Source organism: Mesorhizobium sp. M2D.F.Ca.ET.226.01.1.1 (genome assembly GCF_004022705.2).
In the GTDB taxonomy this organism is placed as follows: Bacteria; Pseudomonadota; Alphaproteobacteria; order Rhizobiales; family Rhizobiaceae; genus Mesorhizobium.
Genome location: NZ_RZOY02000014.1, coordinates 49,953 through 72,711, shown reverse-complemented (window position 1 = coordinate 72,711; position 22,759 = coordinate 49,953). Strand labels below are relative to the sequence as shown.

At 62.3% G+C, this 22,759-nt stretch carries 18 protein-coding genes and 2 pseudogenes; 7 read left to right on the top strand and 13 right to left on the bottom strand.

Annotated elements, in window-relative coordinates; genetic code table 11:
- Nucleotides 1-3: 3 nt before the first annotated feature.
- A complete protein-coding gene (locus tag EN869_RS27645) occupies nucleotides 4-504 on the top strand; it encodes a DUF1036 domain-containing protein (protein WP_167507092.1) in 501 nt (166 codons plus the stop codon).
- Nucleotides 501-2,942: a M23 family metallopeptidase gene (locus tag EN869_RS27640; protein ID WP_127229470.1), complete on the top strand. Its 2,442-nt coding sequence runs from the start codon at nucleotides 501-503 to the stop codon at nucleotides 2,940-2,942. Before EN869_RS27645 ends, EN869_RS27640 begins: the two co-directional genes overlap by 4 nt.
- 18 nt (nucleotides 2,943-2,960) lie before the next feature.
- On the opposite strand, the gene EN869_RS27635 is transcribed toward EN869_RS27640, so the two are convergent.
- Nucleotides 2,961-3,497 (bottom strand): OmpA family protein, encoded by a 537-nt coding sequence (locus tag EN869_RS27635; protein ID WP_189341258.1) that lies wholly within the window; start codon nucleotides 3,495-3,497, stop codon nucleotides 2,961-2,963.
- 174 nt (nucleotides 3,498-3,671) lie between these two features.
- Between EN869_RS27635 and EN869_RS27630 the strand changes: the two genes are divergently transcribed.
- Nucleotides 3,672-4,232 carry a hypothetical protein gene (locus EN869_RS27630; RefSeq protein ID WP_245489550.1) on the top strand — a complete coding sequence of 187 codons (561 nt, stop codon included), beginning with the start codon at nucleotides 3,672-3,674 and terminating at the stop codon, nucleotides 4,230-4,232.
- A 136-nt stretch (nucleotides 4,233-4,368) separates the two neighbouring features.
- On the opposite strand, the gene EN869_RS27625 is transcribed toward EN869_RS27630, so the two are convergent.
- The 10 genes from EN869_RS27625 to EN869_RS27580 form a co-directional block, all read right to left on the bottom strand.
- A complete protein-coding gene (locus tag EN869_RS27625; protein ID WP_245489551.1) occupies nucleotides 4,369-4,803 on the bottom strand; it encodes a hypothetical protein in 435 nt (144 codons plus the stop codon).
- Nucleotides 4,778-5,050, bottom strand: a complete 273-nt coding sequence (locus EN869_RS27620; RefSeq protein WP_245489552.1) for a hypothetical protein — start codon at nucleotides 5,048-5,050, stop codon at nucleotides 4,778-4,780. The genes EN869_RS27625 and EN869_RS27620 overlap by 26 nt, the downstream gene beginning before the upstream one ends.
- A gap of 18 nt (nucleotides 5,051-5,068) precedes the next feature.
- Nucleotides 5,069-7,618, bottom strand: coding sequence for a caspase family protein (locus EN869_RS27615; RefSeq protein WP_127229473.1), 2,550 nt, complete (start codon nucleotides 7,616-7,618; stop codon nucleotides 5,069-5,071).
- A 281-nt stretch (nucleotides 7,619-7,899) separates the two neighbouring features.
- Entirely contained in the window at nucleotides 7,900-8,241 is a 342-nt protein-coding gene (locus tag EN869_RS35255) for a hypothetical protein (protein ID WP_245489553.1), read from the bottom strand.
- Nucleotides 8,242-8,693: 452 nt separating this feature from the next.
- Nucleotides 8,694-9,644 (bottom strand): hypothetical protein, encoded by a 951-nt coding sequence (locus EN869_RS27605; protein WP_126101812.1) that lies wholly within the window; start codon nucleotides 9,642-9,644, stop codon nucleotides 8,694-8,696.
- 20 nt (nucleotides 9,645-9,664) lie between these two features.
- Nucleotides 9,665-10,516, bottom strand: coding sequence for an HNH endonuclease (locus EN869_RS27600; protein WP_126101813.1), 852 nt, complete (start codon nucleotides 10,514-10,516; stop codon nucleotides 9,665-9,667).
- Nucleotides 10,516-11,622 carry a hypothetical protein gene (locus EN869_RS27595; protein ID WP_126101814.1) on the bottom strand — a complete coding sequence of 369 codons (1,107 nt, stop codon included), beginning with the start codon at nucleotides 11,620-11,622 and terminating at the stop codon, nucleotides 10,516-10,518. Before EN869_RS27595 ends, EN869_RS27600 begins: the two co-directional genes overlap by 1 nt.
- Before the next feature lie 158 nt (nucleotides 11,623-11,780).
- On the bottom strand, nucleotides 11,781-12,230 hold the full coding sequence (locus tag EN869_RS27590; protein ID WP_126101815.1) for a hypothetical protein: 450 nt from the start codon (nucleotides 12,228-12,230) through the stop codon (nucleotides 11,781-11,783).
- Between the two features lie 117 nt (nucleotides 12,231-12,347).
- On the bottom strand, nucleotides 12,348-13,124 hold the full coding sequence (xth, locus tag EN869_RS27585; RefSeq protein WP_126101816.1) for an exodeoxyribonuclease III: 777 nt from the start codon (nucleotides 13,122-13,124) through the stop codon (nucleotides 12,348-12,350).
- Nucleotides 13,125-13,143: 19 nt separating this feature from the next.
- Nucleotides 13,144-13,326 carry a DUF3606 domain-containing protein gene (locus EN869_RS27580; protein WP_126101817.1) on the bottom strand — a complete coding sequence of 61 codons (183 nt, stop codon included), beginning with the start codon at nucleotides 13,324-13,326 and terminating at the stop codon, nucleotides 13,144-13,146.
- 131 nt (nucleotides 13,327-13,457) lie between these two features.
- Between EN869_RS27580 and ligD the strand changes: the two genes are divergently transcribed.
- Nucleotides 13,458-15,398, top strand: a complete 1,941-nt coding sequence (gene ligD, locus EN869_RS27575) for a DNA ligase D (protein WP_126101818.1) — start codon at nucleotides 13,458-13,460, stop codon at nucleotides 15,396-15,398.
- Between the two features lie 12 nt (nucleotides 15,399-15,410).
- Here ligD and dinB read toward each other — a convergent pair whose 3' ends face one another.
- The gene (gene dinB / locus EN869_RS27570) at nucleotides 15,411-16,484 is read right to left on the bottom strand and encodes a DNA polymerase IV (protein WP_245460077.1); all 1,074 of its coding nucleotides are present in this window, start codon (nucleotides 16,482-16,484) and stop codon (nucleotides 15,411-15,413) included.
- A 237-nt stretch (nucleotides 16,485-16,721) separates the two neighbouring features.
- On the opposite strand from dinB, the gene EN869_RS27565 reads away from it, so the two are divergent.
- The 3 genes and pseudogenes from EN869_RS27565 to EN869_RS27555 form a co-directional block, all read left to right on the top strand.
- Entirely contained in the window at nucleotides 16,722-17,483 is a 762-nt protein-coding gene (locus EN869_RS27565; RefSeq protein WP_126101820.1) for an ImuA family protein, read from the top strand.
- A pseudogene (locus EN869_RS27560) lies at nucleotides 17,398-18,716 on the top strand (DUF6504 family protein). Before EN869_RS27565 ends, EN869_RS27560 begins: the two are co-directional and overlap by 86 nt.
- Nucleotides 18,713-21,855: pseudogene (locus tag EN869_RS27555) on the top strand (error-prone DNA polymerase); the annotation flags it as partial. The pseudogenes EN869_RS27560 and EN869_RS27555, both read left to right, overlap by 4 nt.
- 120 nt (nucleotides 21,856-21,975) lie before the next feature.
- On the opposite strand, the gene EN869_RS27550 reads toward EN869_RS27555, so the two are convergent.
- Complete coding sequence (locus EN869_RS27550) at nucleotides 21,976-22,707, bottom strand: AbiV family abortive infection protein (protein ID WP_126101821.1); 732 nt, start codon at nucleotides 22,705-22,707, stop codon at nucleotides 21,976-21,978.
- Nucleotides 22,708-22,759: the final 52 nt, after the last annotated feature.

The window sequence follows — 22,759 nt, the reverse complement described above, 5'->3', positions numbered from 1 at the left end:
CCGATGGACCTTCGCCGCCCGCGTTCAATGTGCCAGCCCTCGCCACGCCAGCAGCGTAGCCGGCTCCGATTGCTGCCAGACGTGCTGGGCCGGACGACGCTTGCCGCGCTGCTCGGCGCGGTGTTGCTCGCAATCCTTTCGCCCGGCAAGGCGCATGCCGAATTCACCGTCTGCAACCAGACGCTCGACGTCGTCAATCTCGCCGTCGGGCAGAAGGTCGACAATGCCGACCAGACGGATGGCTGGTGGACGATCGGCGCCAATCAGTGCGTCAACGTCATCCGCGAGGAGTTGGCCAACCGCTACATCTACCTCTACGCGACGGACGTCTTCGGCCACGCGATCCTCAACGGATCGACCGAGATGTGCATCGACCGGCGGCGCTTCTCCATACGCGGCATCGAGGAGTGCTGGCAGCGCGGCCATATCGCGGCGCGCTTCGTCGAGGTCGACACGCTCGAGCAGGTGCGCTGGACCTATTTCCTGACCGGAAACAGCCCGTGACGCACTCGATCGACACGAGCTTCAGGCAGAAGAAGCAGGCGCGCCTGGCCGAGCGCCGGCGCAAGCTCTGGCGCCGAGTCCTTGCCGGCCTTGCCACGCTCGCCATGGTTGCCTCAGCCACCGGCTTTTATTTGACCAAGGACTATTGGTCGTTCGGCGACGAGGACGAGGAGCTGCATCCGGTCGAGGGCATGGAAGACGTGCCACCCGACGCCTCTGTCTATGTGCCGGCGATCATCGATCTGGCCGGCGATCCGATGTGGATCACGCTTGCGCCCGATGCCGACACGGCAACGAAGGGCAAGACCGTGGCGCGTCCGGCCGAGCTCGACAGTTCGGGGGCTTCGCCACAGATCGAAATCCTGACCGACGTGATGCTGAGCGCCAGCGAAAAATTCATGACAACGATCCCCTCGACGCAGGAGGATTTCGCCTTCTTCCAGGCGCAGCGACAGGCAGCTCCCAAACCTTCGGCGACGACACCCAGTGACGAGCAATTGGCATCGCCGGCTCCGGCCGTCGCGCCAGACGATCAGCAGGCCGATCAACAGGGCGATCTGCAGAACGACCTCCAGGCGGCGCCGGACGAAAGCGACGTCGGCTCGGCGCCCAAAGCCGACACCAACGACCCCGAGGCCGGCTGGGGCGAGACCATCGACCAGGGGGAAGCGGCGCTTCCCGCGTTCAAGAAAACCGCGATCGAGAACAACACGAGCGTCGCGACCGTCACCAGCGAATATCAACGCTTCGAAGCGACCGAGGACACTTTCGTGAAGATCCTCAACGACCGCAGCCTGGACAGCGTGGCGCTCGACGGGCATTTCTCCGCCGACGATGCCAAGCTTGCCGGCGAAGCGCTGAAGACGCTGTTCAATCGCGACGGGCTGGAAGCCGGGTTTGTCGTGGCCATGCGCGGGTTTCGGGCGAACCGCGAGACGACGGTCATGTCGCTGATGCAGGTCTCCATCTACGCCAAGAACGTCTATGTCGGCACGCTGACGCGCAATGCGGCCGGGGCCTTCGTGTCGGGCGTCGACCCCTGGGTCCGCGAGGATCTCTTCAACTATTCCGGCGCTTCCGACCAGGGCGGGCCGAAGCGGCAGTACCGCCTGCTCGACGCGATCTATTCGACCGCGGCGCGCAACAAGGTGCCGACCAGCGTGATCGGCGAGGCGATCATGTATCTGTCGCGCGGGCAGGACCTCGACACCTTCGCCAGCGAGGACCAGCGCCTGGTGCTGATCTATTCGCAGACGCCGCGCGGCCAGGGTGAGATCTCCGGGCGGGTGCTCTATGTCGGCGTCCAGGGCGCGGACAAGAGCCTCGACTGTTTCGTCTTCCAGCAAAGCGACGGCCAGTATGCCTGCGTGACCGGCGACGACCAGGTGCGCTCCCTGACCGTCACCAACGGCATGGTCACGCCGGTCGCCGGCGTGATGACCTCGACTTTCGGCCCGCGCAAGCATCCGATCCTCGGCACGGTCCGCATCCACAAGGGCGTCGACTGGGCGGCGCCGGTCGGCACGCCTATCATGGCCGCCTTCGATGGCGAGATCTCCTTCCAGGGCGATGGCGGCAGCTACGGCAACATGGTGAAGATCACGCATGCCAACGGTCGCGAGACGCGCTACGCGCATATGCAGAAATTCGCCATCGCCAGCGGCGTCGGCACCAAGGTGAAGGCCGGGGACGTCATCGGCTATATCGGCACCACGGGGCTTTCGACCGGCCCGCATCTGCATTTCGAACTCTACCAGAACGGCGAGGCGATCGATCCGCTGGGCACGGTCACCACGGTCGCCACCGCGGTCTCCGTCAGTTCCGGCGGTTCCGGCGACGCCGCCGTCGAGACGCTGACCGACAGGATCGTGCATGTCGAAAGCGGCGGCAGCGCGCGAGCCAAGAACCCGCTTTCCTCGGCCACCGGTGCCGGCCAGTTCATCTCCAAGACCTGGATCCGGATGATGAACACCTATCGGCCCGACCTTGCCCGGTCGCTGTCGACGGCCGACCTGCTCGCGCTTCGCTATGATGCGACATTGTCACGCGAAATGGTGCGCAACCTGGCACGCGAAGGCGAGGCCTATCTGCGCGCCCGCGGCCACCAGATCACCGCCGGCCGCCTCTATCTTTGCCATTTCCTCGGCATGGAAGGGGCTGCCCAGGTTCTGGCGGCGCCGGGCTCGACGCAATTAAGCGCCGTGCTCGGATCAGCCGTGATCCAGGCCAACCCGTTCCTCACCGGCAAGACCGCGAGCTACGTCGTCGACTGGGCCGAACGGAAGATGGGGCAGAAAGTGCTGCGCGTGGCGACCGATCAGGGCCAGCCGGCGACAACCACGACCGAAGTCCGGCAGACCTCGCCGGAGTTCGAGAAATACAAGCAGGCGATCACCGCGCTGATAGGCTCGATCGAGGATACAATGGAGCCCGGATAGATGTCCCGCGCTGGCGGCTTATTCCGTCCTGATCCGCATTTCCACCCGGCGGTTGACCGGATCGTAGGGATTGGCGACGCGCGGGTGCGACTTGCCGAGGCCGATCGCCTCGAGCCGCGTGGATTGGACGCCGTTCGCCGTCAGGAAGGCTGCCACCGATTGCGCCCTTCTCTGCGACAGGCCCTGATTGTAGCTGTCCGTGCCGGTCGCGTCGGTATGACCCTCGACGACGAAGCTGAACGTGCTCAACCGGTTGTCCTTCAGCGCCTTGGCGAACTCGTCCAGTTCCGTGCGCGCGGTCTGGTCGAGCTGTGCTGAATCCAGCGCGAAATTGATCATCATGTCGAGGCCGGCGCCCTTGGGCGGCGACCCACTCTTATCAGCCTTGCTCTTGCACTCTTCCGCGGTGCCGACGCAGATGCCGCGCGACGCGCCAAGATTGGCCTGGCCAGCGAAAAATTTCACGATGTCTTCGGATTTCTGAAGCGGATCGGCGAACGCATGCGTCGAAAAAAGCACGGCCGCCAATGCCAAGGCTGAGCTGCCCCACCGCATGACCGTCACTCCTTATGAGCGGATTTTCCTGGCGCGAACCATATCAAATCGCGAGGCGGTTGTCTGTGAACAAACGCACGTTGCCGGATGCCGGAGCCTGCTAAAGCTAACGCTTGACCGGCGCCCGGCCGCAGGCTTGAGTGCTGTTCAGCCGGTGCTCGGGGTGTGGCAGCCATGGCCAATGAACTCGGTTACAGAAGCGCAAGGGATCTCTTCCTTGCCTGTCCCGCCATTGCCAGGGACATGAAGTCGACTGCCGCCAATCAAGCACCGCTCGAGTTCTGCCGCGCCCTGCTTGCCGGACGCGTGCCGGAGGAAGCCGTCACCTTCTGTGCCTATCTGCTGCCCGAACGCGCCGCGGTCTGGTGGGGGCATGAATGCCTGAGCAATCTCTCGGAACTCCTAGTCGACAGGGACCTCGAATTGCTGGCGCTGGTCAGCGACTGGGTCGGCGAGCCCGGCAACCCCCGCCATCGCGCGGCCTTGGGCCAGGCTGTCGATCCGTCGCCGGCGACGCCGGCCGCGTGGATCGCGTTGGCGGCGGCGTGGCGTGACCCGGCATTCGACATGATATCGACCGGATTTCCCGCCGCCCACGCCGTCAACGCCGGTATCCTGGCGGGGCTGGCCCGCGTCTCGACGGCGGACCGCTTTGGCGTGCTTTCGACCTTCGTCGAAATGGGCATCCAGATGGTGGAGATGGAAGCGCAACGACAATCGGTCGACGCGTATTAGCATGTCTCCCGAAAGTGCGGTTTCGGGACAAAGACATGCGTAAAATCAAAAACTAAAGCGCATGGAGCGAATGTGAAAGATCGCGAGGCGCTTTAGGCGTTGCTCCACACAGGGCTCGGAAAGCCCTGATCCACGCTCATTGGCAACCGCCTTGCGCCCATCTGGCCAAAGCGACCTTGAAGCGGGTGCCAAGCGGATGCTGCAGCCGCAGGACGGACACGTCGTTGGCGGCGAAATTCTTCGCCTGCTCGCACAGGCGCGTCTCGTTCCACTGATGACAGCCGTCGCAGTGCTTGCCTTGCCAGACCGACTTGTAGAGCCCTTCGACCGGGCTGAAAAGCGGTTCCCCCTTGATCGTCGATCGCCGCGTCGCCGAACTTGACCGGGCGATCGAAAAAGATCGGCCCATCCGTCGCCAGCTTCGGAATTTTTCGCGCAGCGCATTGAGCGCAAGCTGATCGTCGGTCTGGCGAGCGGCTAGGGCAGGCTGTGAATGCGGTGCCCAATAGTGCATATTGAAGGGAGCGTCGTGCGTTGTGGAGGTCTTATCCCCAGCCGCCGCCGCCGCCACCGCCGCCGCCGCCGCTGCCGCCCAAAGGAGCAATGACGGGTGCGGTTTCGTTGTTGACCGGTTTGATCAGTTTCTTTGCAGTCACCTTCTTCTGCTTGACCACCCGCGGCGAGGTCGTCGTTCGAACGGCCTTCGCACGATGTTTCGTGGTCGGCGCCGGCTCGATTCTAGGCGCCACGGTCGTACACCCAGCAATCGCGAGGGATAGGAATGTTGCGATGACCGCCTGTTTTGATGCCCAGCCCACCACGTTGTCTCCTCTTGATCAGAACAAGTCCCGGCGCGGATTGGCTTGTTCCCAGATCGCCCTGGCCGTCTTGACCAGTTGATCATCCAACGAGCCGGCTGCCGAAATCTTCGATTTGAGTTCCTCACGCATCTGTTTCAGGGCCGCTGTCTTGGCCTTGACTCCGAATTTCCCAAGGGTAGCCCTTGCATCCGGAATTTCGTTGCGAAGATCGAGTGCCGCCGCGAAAGCAAGATAGCGCACAGCCACGGCCTGGTCGGCTTTATCGCCCTTTTGCATCTCCAGAGCCGCGCGATCATAGGCAGAAGACTGGTCGCCTCGGTCAGTCGCCACCTCGAACAGCCTTTGTGCTTCGGGCAGATTCTGGCCCACGCCGACACCGTCCCTGTACATGCGCGCGAGGCTGCCAGGAGCGTAAGGCTGACCGAGATCCATGGATTTCTGGAAGAGCGAGAGTGCAGCCTTGGGGTCCTTGTCGACTCCCGTGCCGGCGAGATAATTGCGGCCGAGCAGGTTCATCGAATACATGTCCTGCCGCTCGACGCCAGCCTTGAGGAAGGCCACGGCGCGCGCTGGATCGGCGGGCACGCCGTTGCGGCCCTCGGTGAAGATCGCCGCAAGATCGTTCATCGCATAGGTATGGCCCATCGCCGCCGCCTTGAGCAGCAGATCAAGCCCCTTGCCGGTATCGCGGTCTACACCGTAGCCGTTGAACAAGGCGCGGCCCCATGAGGTCATGCCATAAGGGTCGCCCTTGTCGGACGCGGCCGCATAGAAAGTATTGGCCTGCTTGCGGTTGGCGGGCATACCCGTGCCCGTTGCGTTGAGGTAGCCAAGCTCGAACACGGCGCGGACATGCCCTTTGTCGGCAGCCTCCTTGATGGCTTTCTTCGCCTCGTCGACCTTGCCGGCGGCGAGCAGCGCGCGCCCGAGTTCGTAGTGGAAGCGGGCGACATCGGGATAGGCTTTCACTGCCGCTTCGCAGGAATCCACCGCGCTGGCGCCGATCTCGTTGGGCAACAGGCCGGGCACGACACCTTGTAGGTCGAGCGGCTCGCCGGCAGCCTGGTCGCACGGATCGACGCTTGGCGACAGCTTCATCGTCGCCGGCTTCGACGAGGTGTTGTCCGCCCGGATTTCGAAGCCGACGATCAGCGGTTTGACGGTGCCTATCTGGGGTTCGTACCGCAAGTGGTCGACCTCAGCGGCCATCACGCTGGAATCGGGAGACAAGGTTCTGTCCGGCAACGAAAGCGTCCCGGTCGCCGGATAGCTCGCGAGCTTCAGGCTGACCGCCGGATCCTTCGTCGGAAAATCCAGCTTCAGCGGAACCGGCCCGACACCGACGGGAACGTTCACGTCGCGGTTATCGATCGCCTCGGCGGCGCCGGTGATGTGGATGCCGCGCTCCACCGTCTCCTGCTTCTGCTCGGACTCCAGCGAGGCCACGAGCTGCTTGCCCACGGCACCGTCGCCGCTCTTCACCCTGAACACCAGGATGCCCTGCGATCCGCCGCCCCATTCGTCATGCGTGGCATAGGCCAGCATATCGACCTGGTCCTCGGCGTCGGCGCTCTTCGGCACGTCCATCTGAAGCCGCGGCAGATCCTTGCCCTCGATCGGCTCGCCCGTCGCGACCGGCTTGCCGTCCAGGATCAGTCGTCCCAGCGCCGGCGGCCTTTCGATGCTGATGGTGACCGCGCCGCCGTCGACATCGACCGGCTGCGGCAGGTCGAGCGCGACAGGCCCGACGCCCGACGGCACGACCTTCTCCAGCACCGGCGGCAGCGCCGGCCGGCTGGCCCGGCGCATCAGCACCACCTCGTCGATCAGCGAGGAATTCTCCCACGGAACCTGCGCGCCTTTGGTCGCCTCGACCACGTCGCGGCGGACGGCCGCCATGACCGCGCGTATCTCCTGGTTCGGCGCCAACGCGCGGCGCGAGAAGGCGGATGAGAACGGGCTGAGATCGCCGGACCCGTCATAGGCGACCGAGCCGGGCTCGGTGGCAAAAGCTATCAGCGTGTTCAGCGAGCTTTTCACCTGGGCGAGGCCGGTGCCGCCGGCCGCGATCAACTGGTCGCGCAGCCAATAGTCTTTGCGCGGGAACGGGTTGTTGCGGCAGGCATCGAGGATGATCACCTGGATCTTCGATTTGGCGCGCAATTGCTGCAGCACATCGTCGAGCTTGACCGCCTGGACCTCGATATCGGCCGCGGCCTTGAGCGAGGCATCGACCGGGATCAGGAAGTTCTCGCCGCCGATCTGGAAGCCGTGGCCCGAATAATAGACGACCGCCAGGTCGGCCCCATCGGCCGCCGCGAGATAATTGCGGAACTCCTTCTCGAACTGAACCTTGGTGAGATCCTTGGCGACGAACACGTCGAACCCGGCCAGCCGAAATGTGCTCGACACATCCTCGGCATCCTTGTCAGGATTCTTGAGGGCCGGAATTTCGCGATATTCGGAATTGCCGATGACAAGCGCAACCCTTCGATCGGCTCGCGCCTGCACTGTCGTGAGGCCGACGAGAATCAAGGCTGCAATCAGCGCGCAGCGTCGCAGCATGGCAAAACCCCTAACGCTATGACCTGTCGGCGCCTAGAACGCAGCTTGCGGCGCGGAGGTCTGTTAAAGAGTTCACAATCTGCCCAGACAGGATGGAACCCCTGCACTAACGACAGGAGGCATGCGTCTCATCCAATCAAGCTTAGATTACCGCAGCGGCACCGGGACCGCAACGATCGAACGAATTCGCGAAAGCGAGCCGGAACACGTCCGTGAAGCCAGCGACGGGAGGCCAATCGACGTTTTTGGGCCGGCGCCAAGATTCGCGCCCGGCATGATCCTCATGGCGCACCAGCCCCGCCCTCGGACGACGGCTGGCGAATTCGCTTATCACGGATGAAGATACCGCAGGCTGATACTGTCGATGGACTGACGACAAGCGCCTCAACCGGCTTGGAACCAGGCTCGACCCGATGACGCCACCCTTGGCAGCGACATAAGCCGCCACGTTCGGTGTGCCGGCAAAGAAGGTGTTGGAGGCGATGCTGATGACGCGTCCGGCCTTGCGCCGCCCGCATCTTGTCGGTCGCCGCACGGGTGACGATGAAGGTGCCCGTGAGATTGACGTCGATGATCTTGCGCCAATGCTCGAGGTCGACATCGTCCCAGGCGATGAAGGGCACGATGCTGGCATTGTTGACCAGTATGTCGACGCCGCTGGTGCAACCGAGACGCCAGGGTCCGGTGCGATCTGGGCGATGGGCCGTCCGTCTTGTTCTGCCATGGCTTCCCCGACACATGGCGCGGGTGGCCGCGACAGATGGAGGGATCGCCGCCGCTGGCTTTCGCGCCATTGCGCTGCACATGCGGGGCTATGGGAGCAGTACGGCGCCTGACGATCCCCACGCTCACAGTCCTGCAGTGGATCAACTCAGTGTATCGGAGACAATCGGGGACGGACGAGAACTATCGCTTCTTCTTTATCCCAGCCTATCCGAAACATTTTTCTACTCCAGGTCACTCCCACTCGATGATCAACTGGAGCATCAACGAATTGAATTTATTATATAATTTCTATCAATGAGTTCGATAATACCGTTCCAAATACCGTCGGATTCCTACGCTGTTGAAAAGGCTACAACAATGTAGTCGCTGTCGCGGCATGCATTCTTTTGACTACATCATTTCCGTCAGCGCCTTTGCGGCGCCCAAGGCGCACTTCGTTTGGCCGGCTGTGGCGGACGCCGTACGCAAAACCGGCACAGGACAGCGGTTGCTTCAGTTTGGGTATGCATCGCTTCCCGTTTGGCCCCCAAGCACAAACGAACTTACACAATTCGACAGCAGCGTTTGCGGACGCCCAATTTCCCCGGGCGTGAGCATCCCGTGCCTGAACAAGGTGACCACGCGACACCTCAAACCGATGCTGCTTTAGAAGCAACAGCAACTCGGAATCGGTTTGCGGGAGCCCAATGTCCGTGGGAAGGCTGCGCCGGAGAATGCCATCCGATACTGTGAACCCGTCTTGCTCCAGTCCGTAGCGGAGCCTTTGAAACTCGGGCTTCTCAACGGTCGGCTTCGACCATTCATATACTGGCTTGACGGCGGGAAGACGCGCAGCCGCGCGTTCAACCAGCGCGTTTTCAAGTAGTCCATCGTCAACGGGATGTCTCGGATTTCTATCGATGAACTGCTTCAGTTCAACCATCCGTGCTTTTGCGCTACCACCTCCGATATTCTCGTAAACGCTGGGCCCAAAGTCGGTGAGCAGCGCACTGATTTCAGCCTGCGTCAGGTTCTCCAGAACGTCAGCCGCCGCAATAATCGTCCGGCGCGAAAACAGCGAGCGCGTCGCCTCGCGAGCGGGCCCGAAATACTGCTCGACCCGATCATTGGCATGGCGCTCTAGGAACTTTCGCGCCTCCAGGTCCGTCAGGGGGAAGAACCCCTCCAACACACCATCATGACCTGCCAGCAGCTCAAAGAACACGCCGCTTGGTGTCCGGTAAAGCGTCCAGGAGGCATCCGACCTGTCGTCGCCGTGGTCGCCTCGGGCTAATCGCTCGGAGGTTTCGGTATCGTACACGACCCCGTTTATAATCCTCCTCATGCTACACCCGCCGCGAAGCCGCCTCGGCAATACCAGTCACTGTCGGCCAACGCCTGGTAGGAGGCCGTCCGCCAACCATTCACATTTACCAGCCGACAGCTGTTCGCCGTGCTCTGCAGAAGTGAGCGCACATCGTCCGCGCCGCCATCTGCATAGTTTGTGTTCATCAGATCGCTTAGTTCGGTAAGTTCCTGTGCGGCCTTTGCCGCATATCGGCTCGCCAGATTGAGCATCTTAAACTGGCGCTGGACCCGGGAGGTCAAGATTTCGCTCCAGCCGGCTGGTGGGGAAACGAGGAACCGCAGAGCCGCAGGCGTACCTTCGACGACTTCAGCGACAAGCCAGGGCTCGCCTTCGATATCGTCATAGTAGGGATGGATAGTCTCTTCGCTCGCCGTCAATGGCCGGACATCCGACTTGGCCTTGTTACAGTCATGACAGGCCGGAATCAGGTTCCACGGGGCTACCGCGAGCGCAGGAAACTGAGTTTTCGGTAAATAGTGATCGAGGGTTGAGACCACGTGTTGGCCACAGAGCGGGCATCGGCCGTGCTTCGGAGCGGCCATTAGTTCATCATAGACGGTCCGGCCAGGGGCCCCCTTCGCGGCCAATCTGCCAGTGTAGACCCTCGACATTTCCTTGACTGTTACAATACCGTCGATGTTCGCACTCGGTGCAATGGTGTGGATCTCATTGTTGGAGGCCGCGTCATCGAACTCGATCGAGGCGCCAACGATTGCAGCGGTTACGCTCACAAGGCGCTGTTTGAGGTCCTCATTTGCCACCTTGCTGATCGTCGTGGTGAACACATCTTCGGCCGTTTGTTCGGGCTTTGGCAATTTCCACATCAGTCATCGCCATTCGCGTCGCGTGCAGCGATAAGGCCTCGAACGATCGCCTGGCCTTCGAGGCCAAGTTGACCGACGAAGTGTTCGACGATCTCATCGAAGTCGCCACCCGCCGCCACCTGATCTCGCAGCATCCTATGGAAGCCGGACCCTGTTACCTCCAAGCCGAAGACCTCGCGGGTCAGAATTTCCACGTTCTCACCAAAGGTCTCAATTTCTGGACGTTCGGCGACGACAGTGCGTCCGTTGCGTCGAATCTTCCAGACGCAACTCATTGGCACCTCCTGCAACACGACAGGGGAGTGGGTTGAGTATTGCGGACCAGAGGACTTGTCCCTCGGAACGCTGATTGGAGTGAAATCGTCAAACGCGCTGAAGCTGACCGACACGAGCCCTGTAAATGAGCCGGCGTCTTCGTCGTCGTGACTGACGACGAAGCGCCCCTTTGCGCGATCGTTGTCATCCAAGAACGCTTCTGTCATCGAGTTTAGCAGGTAGGTCTTGCCCACACCGTTCCGCCCCGTGATGACATGGATGTTGGTCGGTGGCTGAACTTCGGGAAACACCCCAAACGTCAATTCCACCCGCTGCGTAATCGACCTGCGATCGCGAGGCATCCTGTATGAGAATTCGAAGGGTGTGACGCGAGCCCCACCACGTGCCATGCGGCGGTACTGCCCACGCACCGCCTGCGTCGACACGGAACGAAGCAGCGATAGTCCCGTGACACGCTCCTGCAGCGCGCGCTCAAAAAGATCCGAATCGAAAGCGAGGTCCCTGAGGCCTTCGAGGATTCGGTCGCGTAGCTCGGGCCCGATTTCGTTCAGCGCGGCATAATAGGTATCGTCCTGGCCCAAAGAGAAAAATTGCTCCTCCAAGGCCTCGAAGCGCTCTGGAATGTCGGGACGCCGCTGAGGTTTCTCCATCCCGACTTGGCCGATTTTCACGGACCCGATGTCCCGACTCTCACCATCGGCATCGATGTAGGTCAGGAAATACATGGTCGAGAATGCGAACCAATCGTCCCAGTTGTCGCTGATTAGAAATGCTCGCGATCGAGCCTTGCTCGGCGGCCGCCCGCCGACAGGCAATACTGTAAAGAACACGCTCCCTCCCCCCAACCCGCGAATAGAAATTCTATACCAGTATCTCGCCATGGAAGGCGACAGGCGAAATGAGCCGCGAATCAGATGGATCGGTGCAGGATTACAACTGGGGTCGACAGCAAGGATGTCGGACGTGGGGTTGCATCGCAGTGACCGATCTAAGGATACCGAGCCTTTATCTGATGCATCGCCGTGCCAATGGCCGCCATCATCTTCTGGGACATCGTAACCAGCGTTTGGGTACTCGCCGCATCGAACTCCAAGATCGGCACCTGCTCGATATCGCTATGGTAGTCGGATCGCCAGGGTCGAACATAGTAGCTCTGGGAGTCAGAATGAGCGTAAACTTGGTGACGCAGGCGAATGACATTCATGTGCAGCGCAGCTTCTGCTGTGTCGTAGGTATCCAGAAGCTCCTTGGGAAATTGTGGCCACCCCCTGCTCCCTCCGAACGCGCGCCCATACGGGTGACCATTCCACCCCTTCTTTAAGATAAACAGCCCGTAGCTGTGAGCAGCAGCCAAGTCGTGGCGTGCAGCATGCAGCTTACCGTAGAGTCTGTTATCCACATCGTCGAAATGGAGTTCTTTACTTTCGCTCGTTGTCAATGAAGCGGCCTCATGCCTGCCTGGGCGTGTGCAAGCATACAACAACTAATGAGTTCAGCCGGTGTTAGCTTCGGGGTGCCTGGAATGCGCTATTTGCACCCCGCGCAGCCTCGTGGGCTAGATAAGTTCGATCCAAGCCGGCGCATGGTCACTCGGCTTTTCCTCACCACGCAACTCGACATCCACACCGGAGTTGCGGAGCCTGTCGGAAACTGAGGGATTAATGAGCAGATGGTCCATTCGGAAGCCAGAGCTCCTATCGTAGCCACCGCCGTAGGAGAAATTCCAGTAGGTGTAGACGCCCTTCTCCGGATGAATGCGTCGAACCGCATCGATCCACCCATTCTCAAGCATCTCGGCATAGGCTCGCCGGCTCTCGGGGAAGTAAACCGCATCGCCTAGCCATCGTCGCGGCACCACAGCGTCAATTGGGGTTGGAACGACATTGTAGTCTCCGCACAGCACAGTTGGTGCTCCCTCTTTGAGCAGGACTTGGCCGTGGCTGATCAGACGGTCGAACCAGCGTAGCTTATAGTCGAACTTGGGACCAGGCGCTGGATTCCCATTCGGCAGGTAAAGGCAGCCGACAACAAGCCCGTCCACGTCGGCCTCGATGTAGCGGCTGTGCGTATCATCAGGATCGCCCGGCAGACCGCGCCGGCGTTCCACCGGGTCCATTCCCCGAGATAGAATGGCCACTCCATTGTAGGATTTCTGGCCATGCCAGACCGCGCCGTATCCCGCCTCGCGGATCGCGTCGGCTGGAAACTTCTCGTCCGACGTTTTCAGTTCCTGCAGGCAGACGATGTCGTAGTCCCTTGCCCTGAGCCATTTGAGGAGCACGGGCAGCCGGCCATTGACGCCGTTCACATTGAAGGTGGCGATGCGGACCATCTGTCCTCGCGGCCGAGGCTCACTTCTTGCCCAGTTTTTCCTCGACCTTCTTGCGACTGTTGCCGACCGATTTCACAGCCGACTTGACACCAGCCTTGGTGGCCCCAGTCTTGCCCGCCTCGTATTTCACCTCATGATCCTGCCCACCAGCGACTTTCGCGCGGTCCTGGCTACGTCCGCGAGTTGTTTGAGTAGTGGCCATTTCTTCCTCCAAGGGGTTGCGTGCAGTTCCCAACAACGCGGTCGGGCTCTTCCGGTTCAATCGATAGACGCGCGGAGTGGAACTGAATCTCAGGTCAGAGTATTGAATCGCACAATGTATGCGAGTTCCCTATGTCGGCCGTAGAGGCCGCTCTCAGCAAGAAGCGCGCACGGCGCAAGGACTCGGAATCTATCCCTCCATACGCGCTTCCCAAGTTTCGCCCATTCCAGCTCTGCACGCTGACAGACGACATACCGGTGGGCGCCGACTGGCTCTTCGAAATGAAGTTCGATGGCTATCGCGCGCAGGCCGCGATCTCCGGCTCGGAGGTCGTGGTCTATACCCGCAACGGCCACGACTGGACCCGCCAGTTCAAGGTGATCGTGCCGCCGCTGAGGTCGCTGACCAAGGGCTCCGCGCTTATCGATGGCGAGATCGTGGCCATCGACAGCCAGGGTCGCAGCAATTTCTCCATGCTGAAAACCGGCATCGCCGCGGGCATGCCGCTCAAGTTCTATGCCTTCGATCTGCTCGAATTGAACGGCGACGATCTGTCGAACCGTCCACTCCTCGACCGCAAGGAAAGACTTGAGGTCCTTCTGGGCAAGCGGGAGCCCGGCGACAGCCTGCAATTCTCCAGTCATATCGCCGACAATGGGAAGAAAGTCTTCGACACCATGTGCGCCGGCGGCCACGAAGGTGTCATCGCCAAGCGCGCGGACAGCCGGTATGTCGGCGACCGCGCCCCCACCTGGCTCAAGATCAAGTGCACAAGACGACAGGAGTTCGTGGTCGGCGGTTACCGCCCAAGCGACACCGGACGCGGCATGGCATCGCTGATCTTGGGTACCTATGAGAACGGCAAGCTGATCTATCGTGGCCGCGTCGGCACTGGCTTCACCCAGCCGATGCGCAAGAACATCCTCGAGCAACTTGAGAAGCGTCGCCTCGATAAGCCGGCCTTCGCCTCCGTACCGCGGGACATCGCGCGCCGAGCCAGATGGGTCAAGCCCGAGCTTGTTGCCGAGGTTGCGTATTCGGAGGTCACACCAGATGGCAGCCTGCGACATCCAAGCTTTCAGGGCATGCGCGAAGACAAGCGAGCCGATCAGGTGGCGATGGAAATGCCGAAGACACCGGCGACGCCTGGCGCCGCCAATCTCGATCCGGCGATCGGCAAGGAGGTCGCCGTCGCGGTCGGCGTCAAGCTGACGCATCCGGACAAGGTTAGGTATCCCGGCACCAAGGTTACAAAGGCTACGCTCGCCGCCTACTACGCCGCGGTCGTTGAGAAGATGTTGCCGCATATCCAGGATCGGCCGCTGTCACTGGTGCGCGACACTGATGGCGATCTGCGGCAGACCTTTTTTCAGAAGCACAAGCTGCCAGGCATGCCCAAGGCCATCCACGACGGCCATTTGGAGAAGATGTCCGGCAAGGAAAGACGCATCCTTTGGGTCGACGATCTGGCGGGGCTGATCGCCGGCGTCCAAATGAACGTGCTGGAATTCCACGTGTGGGGCAGCCTGCGCCAGCAGCCGAAACTGCCGCATCGCATGATCTTCGATATCGATCCCGACGAGGGCCTTGGTTTCAACGACGTCAAGCAGGCAGCCCTCGACATCCGGGGCGTTCTGGAAGCGCTCGGCCTTCAATCCTGGCCGCTGCTGTCCGGAGGCAAAGGCGTTCACGTGGTCGTTCCACTCGTTCCCGAAGCCGACTGGGAAGAGGTCAAGAGCTTCTGCCAGGACTTCGCCGAATTGCTGGCCCGCACGGATCCGGCCCGCTTCGTCGCGAACATGAGCAAGGCGAGGCGCAAGGGCCGTATGTTCCTCGATTATCTGCGCAATGGCCAGGGTGCCACGGCAATATGTCCCTGGTCGACCCGAGCCCGGTCTGGAGCGTCCTGTGCCGTACCCGTCACCTGGGATGAATTGCCGGCCTTCAAAAGCGCCAGCGCCTTTGACGTCTACGCGTCCGCTGCGCGAGCTCGGCAGTCCGACGACGCGTGGGAAGGCTATTTCGACGTCGAACAAACCCTGACCGAGCGGATCCGAAAAGCAGTCCGGTAACAGCAGCCAGTCCTAGATGGTCAGCGACATCTGGCCGTCTGCCTCTGCTCGCGTTCCGCTCAAGTTCGAAAGCGTCACCCCAAGCAGGCGTATCCCCTTGGTGACGGGAAACACCTGTTCGAGGAGTGTGCCGCTGACGGTCGCCAGGTCCGTCTCCGTCTCGATGACGCCACCGATCGTTCGGCTGCGTGTGATCTGCTGAAAGTCGGCGAACTTCACCTTGAGCGTCACGGTCCGGCCATGGATCGATCGCTCCGCACAATAGCGCCAGACCTTTCGGACCAATGGCGCCAGTTCCCTGCGAGCACTTTCGAGGTCAAACAAATCGTTCACGAAGGTGTCCTCGGCCCCCACCGACTTGCGCTCGCGATCGGCCCGCACCGGACGCTCGTCGATGCCGCGGGCTATCCAGTAATAGTACGGGCCTGCCTTCCCGAACTTCTCCTCCAGGAACACCAGGCTCTGCGCACGCAGGTCAGCGCCTGTCTCGATGCCGAGCCGGGCCATCTTGTCGGCGGTCGCCGGGCCAACGCCATGAAACTTCCGCACGGGCAATGCCTCGACAAAAGCCGGCCCCATTTTCGGAGTGATGACGAACAGCCCATCTGGCTTGTTCTGGCCAGAGGCGAGCTTGGCCAGGAACTTGTTGTAGCTGACGCCGGCTGACGCTGTCAGACCGGTCTCGGACTTGATCTTCGTGCGGATCATCTCCGCGATCGTCGTGGCGACCGGGATGCCCTGAAGATTGTCGGTGACGTCCAGATAGGCTTCGTCGAGCGAAAGCGGCTCGATCAGTGGCGTGTGCTCGGCGAAGATCGCGTGTATCTGCTGTGAGACGGCCCGGTAGGCGTCAAACCGCGGCGGCACGAAGATCAGTTCGGGACATTTGCGCTTCGCGGTGATCGAGGGCATGGCCGATCGCACCCCGAACTTTCTGGCCTCATAGCTGGCGGCGGCCACGCCCCCCCGCGCCGCCGAGCCACCAACCGCCACAGGCTTGCCACGCAGGTCCGGTTTGTCGCGCTGCTCGACCGAGGCGAAGAAGGCATCCATATCGACATGGATGATCTTGCGAAGAATGGCCATGCCTTTCGCCTTCGGCGCATCAGCTTCTTGGCCGTTGTCAATTCGCTCGCCCATAACGCCCTTTCCCGCATCGCCTGCCGCATATGAAAATAGACCGCAACGCGATGGAGTGCAGTCTGCGATCCAACTTTCGAAGCGACGCAACGACCCCGATCGACTCATCAGCCCCAAGAGAACAAATAAGGAACATATCAGCCCCGAAATTCGTTGGGAAGACAGTTTGAGAGTGGTTCGTCCATGGGTCAGCCGGCCGCCAGCCCTGCTATCGCCGCGCTTCGCGAGCGAATCGCGCGCCTCGAGGGCGGGCCGACGCGTAACCGTGCGTCGCTTCCCTTCGGCGTTCCCGCCATCGACAAGGTCCTGCCGGGAGGCGGGCTGGCGCTCGGCGCGCTGCACGAGATCGCCGGCGGCCGAAACGGAGCGATCGATGGCGCCGCGGCGGCGCTTTTTGCCGCCGGCATTACCGCTCGAACCAAGGGCAAGGTGCTGTGGTGCGTTACGCGGCAGGATCTCTTTGCGCCCGCCCTCGCCCAGGCCGGTCTGCTCCCAGGCCGCGTCGTCTATGTCGAGGCCGGCGACGAAGCTTCCGTGCTCGCCTGTTTCGAGGAAGGGCTTCGCCATGGCGGGCTCGGGGCCGTCGTTGCCGAACTGGCTCGGCTCTCAATGACCGCCTCCCGCCGACTGCAACTTGCCGCCGAAACCTCCGGCGCCATCGGCATCGCCATCCGCCGTTGGCGCCGACAGACCGAGGCGACCGATTTTGGACAACCAACCGCTGCGGTCACCCGCTGGCGGGTCACCGCGCTCCCCTCCCGCCCCCTGCCGGTCCCCGGTATCGGCCGCGCTCGCTGGCAGCTCGAGCTGATCCGGGTGCGGGCTGGAGAAAGCGCCGATTTTGAAGTGGAAGCCTGCGATGACAAGGGTCGTCTCGCTCTATTTTCCGACCTGGCCGACCGATCGCCTGCGGCGCGCCATGGGCCAATCCGCGCCCTCGGTTGAAACCCCGGTCATCATGCTCGGCCGGCAGGGAAACCGGCGGCTCGTGCTGGCCACCGATGCGGGGGCGCGCGCGGCCGGCCTGCGCGTCGGCATGCCGGCGAGCAAGGCCCAGGTGCTGGTGCCCAACGTGCAGAGCTTCGACCTGGATGCCGCCGGCGATAACGCGGCACTCGATAGAATGGCGCTCTGGTCGCTGCGCTATGCGCCAATCGTCGCCGCCGATCCGCCCGATGGCCTGATCATCGACACCACGGGCACCGACCATCTGCATGGCGGTGAGGACGCCATGCTCGAGGGACTCGTCTCGCGCATGGCGTCCTCCGGTATCGAGGCGCGCGCCTCTCTCACCCTGCGCTTCGGGCCCGAACTCGGCCGTCGCCTGGACCAGGCCATGGGGCGGCGAAGCGAACCCTTCGAGCCCGCCCGCTCTCCCGAACTCATCGAGGTTCGCCGGGCCTTCGGCGAGCCTATCGGCGCCGCCGAGACCATAGCCCGCTATATCGGCAAGCTCGTCGCGGCGCTTTGCGAAGCGCTCGAGGCCAAGGGGCTCGGCCACGCCGGCTAGACCTCCTGTTTCATCGTGTCGACAACCGCATCGAGGCCATTCGCGTCGGCACCGCCGTGCCAGTGCGCGATGTCAAACGGCTGACCCGTCTCCTTACCGACCGGATCGAGAGCGTCGATCCCGGTTTCGGCATCGAGGTGATGACCCTGGCCGCAACGCTCGCCGAGCCCTTCGGAGCCAAGCAGATCATCTCCTCACTGGTCGAGGAGCCGGAGCCCGACATTACCGATCTCATCGACGTGCTTGCCAACCGTATCGGCGAGCAGCGGCTCTACCGCTTTGCCCCGGTCGAGAGTGACGTGCCCGAACGCTCAGTCCGCCGCATCGCACCGAATGCGCCGGACGACGGGACGAGTTCGCCCAGTGACTGGCCTCGCCCGGCGCGTCTGCTGACCCACCCCGAACCCATTGAGACCATGGCGCTGCTACCCGACCATCCGCCGGTCTGGTTCAGTTGGCGCGGCATCCGGCATCGCGTCGCGCGGGCAGACGGTCCCGAACGCGTTTTCGGTGAATGGTGGCAGCGCGACGCCGAACTAATCGCCGTGCGCGACTATTTCCAGGTGGAGGACGAGTCCGGCGAGCGCTTCTGGATCTACCGCGCCGGTGACGGCGAGGATCGCGAGACCGGCTCGCACAAATGGTTCCTGCACGGGGTCTTCGCATGACCACCCCGCGCTATGCCGAATTGCAGGTGACCAGCCATTTCTCGTTCCTGCGCGGCGCCAGCTCTTGCGTTGAGCTGTTCGCGCAGGCGGCGGCGCTCGGCATTGAGGCCTTGGCTGTAGTCGACCGAAATTCTCTAGCCGGCATTGTGCGGGCACATCAGGCCGCCAAGGACACCGGCGTCAGGCTCGTCGTCGGCTGTCGCCTCGATCTCGTCGACGGCATGTCCCTGCTCGTCTATCCCACCGATCGGGCCGCCTATTCGCGTCTGTGCCGGCTGCTGACCCTCGGCAAGAAACGCGGCGGCAAGGCCCAATGCCATCTCGAATGGAGCGACCTGGCCGACTATGCCGAGGGCCTGATCGCCGTTCTCGTTCCCGATCGGGCTGACGACAACTGCGCGATGCAACTGCGTCGCCTGCGGGAGACCTTCAGCGATCGCGCCTATCTGGCCCTCACCTTGCGTCGCCGACCCAATGACCAGGTCCGGCTGCACGAACTCGCAAACCTTGCCGTCCAAATGAGGGTGCCGACGGTGGTGACGAACGACGCTCTGTTTCACGAGCCCGGCCGGCGCATCCTCCAGGACGTAGTGACCGCCATTCGCCACAACATCACCATCGACGAGTTGGGGTTTCGGCGCGAGCGCCACGCCGACCGCTATCTCAAGCCGCCCGAGGAGATGGAACGCCTGTTTTCGCGCTATCCGGAGGCGCTTGCGCGTACGGTCGAGATTGCCCGGCAGTGCCGCTTCTCGCTCGACGAACTCGCCTACCAGTATCCCGAGGAAAAGATGCTGCCCGGGCTGACGGCGCAGCAGGCGCTCGAAAAGCTCACCTGGGAAGGCGCGGAGCGCCGCTATCCCGAGGGCGTCCCCGACAAGGTGGTGGCTGTCATCAAGCATGAACTGCGCCTGATCGAGATCCTGCAATACGCCCCATACTTCCTGACCGTGAACGCCATCGTGCAGTTCGCGCGCAGCAGGGACATCCTGTGCCAGGGCAGAGGGTCGGCAGCGAACTCCGCCGTGTGCTACGTGCTTGGCATCACCAGCATCGATCCCGAGCGCAACAATCTCCTTTTCGAGCGCTTTGTCTCGCAGGAGCGCAACGAGCCCCCGGATATCGATGTCGTTTTCGAGCATGAGCGGCGCGAAATCGTCATGCAGTGGGTCTATGAGACCTATGGCCGCGACCACAGTGCCCTCTGCTCGACCGTGGTGCGCTATCACACCAAAGGTGCGGTCCGCGACATTGGCAAGGCTCTCGGCCTGCCCGAGGACGTCACCAAGTTGCTCTCGCCCCAGGTCTGGGGCCACGGCGAAGGCATCGACGAGACGCGCGCTCGAGAGCTCAATTTCAACGTGGCCGATCGGAGGCTGCGGCTGACGCTCGAACTGGCGCAACAGCTCGAGGGCACGCCCCCGCATCTGTCACAGCATCCCGGCGGCTTCGTTCTGACCAATGACCGGCTCGACGACTTGGTGCCGATCGAGCCCGCCCGCATGGCCGATCGCCAGGTCATCGAGTGGGACAAGGACGACATCGACATTCTCAAATTCATGAAGGTCGACGTCCTGGCGCTTGGCATGCTCACCTGTATGAAACGCAGCTTCGATCTGCTGGCCGAGCACAAGGGCATGACCCTCGACTTGGCCACCATCCCGGCCGAAGATCCGGCGACCTACGCCATGATCCGCAAGGCGGACACGATCGGGGTCTTCCAGATCGAGAGCCGCGCCCAGATGTCGATGCTGCCCCGCATCAAGCCGCGCACCTTCTATGACCTGGTGGTCGAGGTCGCCATCGTCCGCCCCGGTCCGATTCAGGGCGACATGGTCCACCCCTATCTGCGCCGCCGGGAGGGCAAGGAGCCGGTCGAGTTCCCGACCCCCGAGCTCGAGCGCGTGCTCGGCAAGACCTTGGGCGTCCCTCTGTTCCAGGAGCAGGCCATGCAGGTCGCCATGGTCTGCGCCGGCTTCAGTGCCGGCGAGGCCGACCAGCTGCGCCGCGCCATGGCGACCTTCAAGCACACTGGCGGCGTAAGCAGATTTCGCGACAAGCTGATCGGCGGCATGATCGCCAACGGCTATACGCCGGAATTCGCCGCGACCACCTTCAAGCAGCTCGAAGGCTTTGGCAGCTACGGCTTTCCCGAAAGCCATGCTGCCAGCTTCGCGCTCATCGCCTATGCCTCGAGCTGGATGAAATGCCACCATCCCGAGGTCTTCTGCTGTGCGCTGCTCAATTCCCAGCCAATGGGCTTTTACCTGCCGGCCCAGATCGTGCGCGATGCCCAGGCCCACGGGGTTGAGATCCGGCCGGTCTGCATCAATGCGAGCCGGTGGGATTGCACGCTGGAGCCGATTGGCGAGGACGGACGCTTCGCCGTCCGCCTCGGCCTGCGCCTCGTCAAAGGGCTAGCCAATGCGGACGCGGCGGCGATCGTAGCAGCCCGGACTGACGAGCCCTTCGCATCCATCGACGATCTCTGGCATCGCGCTGGCATGCCGTCGGCAGCTCTGGTCCAACTGGCCGAGGCGGATGCCTTCCGTTCCAGCCTCGGTCTCGCGCGCCGCGAAGCTCTATGGGCACTCAAGGGGTTGCGCGACGAACCCCTGCCCCTCTTTGCCGCCGCCTCGGCGCGCGAACAGAAGACAGTCTCGGAAATCCATGAGCCCGCTTTGTCGCTTCGGCCGATGACGGCCGGTCGGGAAGTGGTCGAGGATTACGGCATGTCGGTCTCACCCTGCGCAACCATCCGCTCTCGTTCCTGCGCAGTGACCTTGCCCGGCGCGCCATCGTCACCTGCAGGGAAGCGATGCAGGCGCGCGACGGACGCTGGCTGGAGGCGGCCGGCCTTGTTCTTGTCCGTCAGCGGCCCGGCTCGGCCAAGGGCGTGATGTTCCTGACGATGGAAGACGAGACCGGCTCTGCCAATGTCGTCGTCTGGGTCAAGGTTTTCGAGAAGTATCGCCGCGTGCTGCTCTCCTCCTCTATGCTCAGCGTTCGCGGCAAGATTCAGCGTGAGGGCGAAGTGGTCCATCTCGTTGCACACCAACTCATCGACCTTTCGGGGGACCTTGCCAGTGTGGGCAACCGCGAGACGCCGTTTCCCCTTCCGCATGGGCGAGGCGACGAAGCTCGTCACAGGGGACCGGGAGTCGATCCGCGGAGCTTACCCAGGGGCTTCAGACCACGTGACCTCGTTGACCCCACGTTGCAAATAGGTGAGGAGCCGGGATTTTCACTAAGCGACGCCCTAGCCCTTCAGTTCGCGCATGCCGGCTTCAAGGAAGCTCGACAGCAATGCCTCCATCGCTTCCATTGGGTTGTCCTGCTTTTCCTCGCGGAGCTTTTCGACCTGCTCAACGAACCCCGAAAGCAGGCCTCGCATCTTGTCTGGCGATTCTTCCAAACGTCTCAGCATCTTCAGCGAATTGTGGCTGTTACCGAGAAACTCTGCGTTCCTTTCAGTGATCTCGGCCAGCATCTCCTTGCTGATGCGTTCACTCGGGGCGGCAAACTCACCGTCGATCCAGTCGACGTAAAGTGAGGCGTTCTTGGCTTGATTTGATCTCTCGTGAAACGCCTCCTGGCTGTCCTTGAATGCCGCCATCGCGCCGTCCCAGTCACCACGCAATCTGGCCTCACTCTCCGCCTCGGATGCCTTGAGCATATACGCATTGGACTTGTTCTTCGACGCATGACGCGCGAAGGCGGACAGGACCTTCTTCTGATCGACGTCAAAACCGACAACCAGGCTGACTGCCCAGGCACCGAGGCTGTCGACCTTCGAGCATTCCTCGAGCGATATCTGATGCAGACACAGCGCCCGTGCCACAGCGCCTGCTTTCGCCAAGAGCTCCGCCTCGACAAAAAGGCGTTCCGCGTTGTCGAATGTCTTTTCGGCTCCTCGGACGAGAATGTTCAACGATACCCGATCCGACTTCGCCGCTTTCTCCACTATGCCGTCCCGCTCTTTATCGCTCATCCCTTGTCCAGCTTATTCCAGTCCGCCGCGCCCGTCACTTCGGGCGCGCCGG

Bases quoted from the DNA above. Each gene is read 5' to 3' on its own strand.
- EN869_RS27580 (WP_126101817.1), bottom strand. From the start codon at position 13,326: ATGGCCACTACTCAAACAACTCGCGGACGTAGCCAGGACCGCGCGAAA.
- EN869_RS27635 (WP_189341258.1), bottom strand. From the start codon at position 3,497: ATGCGGTGGGGCAGCTCAGCCTTGGCATTGGCGGCCGTGCTTTTTTCG.
- EN869_RS27600 (WP_126101813.1), bottom strand. From the start codon at position 10,516: ATGTGGAAATTGCCAAAGCCCGAACAAACGGCCGAAGATGTGTTCACC.
- EN869_RS27550 (WP_126101821.1), bottom strand. From the start codon at position 22,707: ATGAGCGATAAAGAGCGGGACGGCATAGTGGAGAAAGCGGCGAAGTCG.
- EN869_RS27630 (WP_245489550.1), top strand. From the start codon at position 3,672: ATGGCCAATGAACTCGGTTACAGAAGCGCAAGGGATCTCTTCCTTGCC.
- EN869_RS27645 (WP_167507092.1), top strand. From the start codon at position 4: ATGGACCTTCGCCGCCCGCGTTCAATGTGCCAGCCCTCGCCACGCCAG.
- ligD (WP_126101818.1), top strand. From the start codon at position 13,458: ATGTCGGCCGTAGAGGCCGCTCTCAGCAAGAAGCGCGCACGGCGCAAG.
- EN869_RS27565 (WP_126101820.1), top strand. From the start codon at position 16,722: ATGGGTCAGCCGGCCGCCAGCCCTGCTATCGCCGCGCTTCGCGAGCGA.
- EN869_RS27615 (WP_127229473.1), bottom strand. From the start codon at position 7,618: ATGCTGCGACGCTGCGCGCTGATTGCAGCCTTGATTCTCGTCGGCCTC.
- dinB (WP_245460077.1), bottom strand. From the start codon at position 16,484: ATGGCCATTCTTCGCAAGATCATCCATGTCGATATGGATGCCTTCTTC.
- xth (WP_126101816.1), bottom strand. From the start codon at position 13,124: ATGGTCCGCATCGCCACCTTCAATGTGAACGGCGTCAATGGCCGGCTG.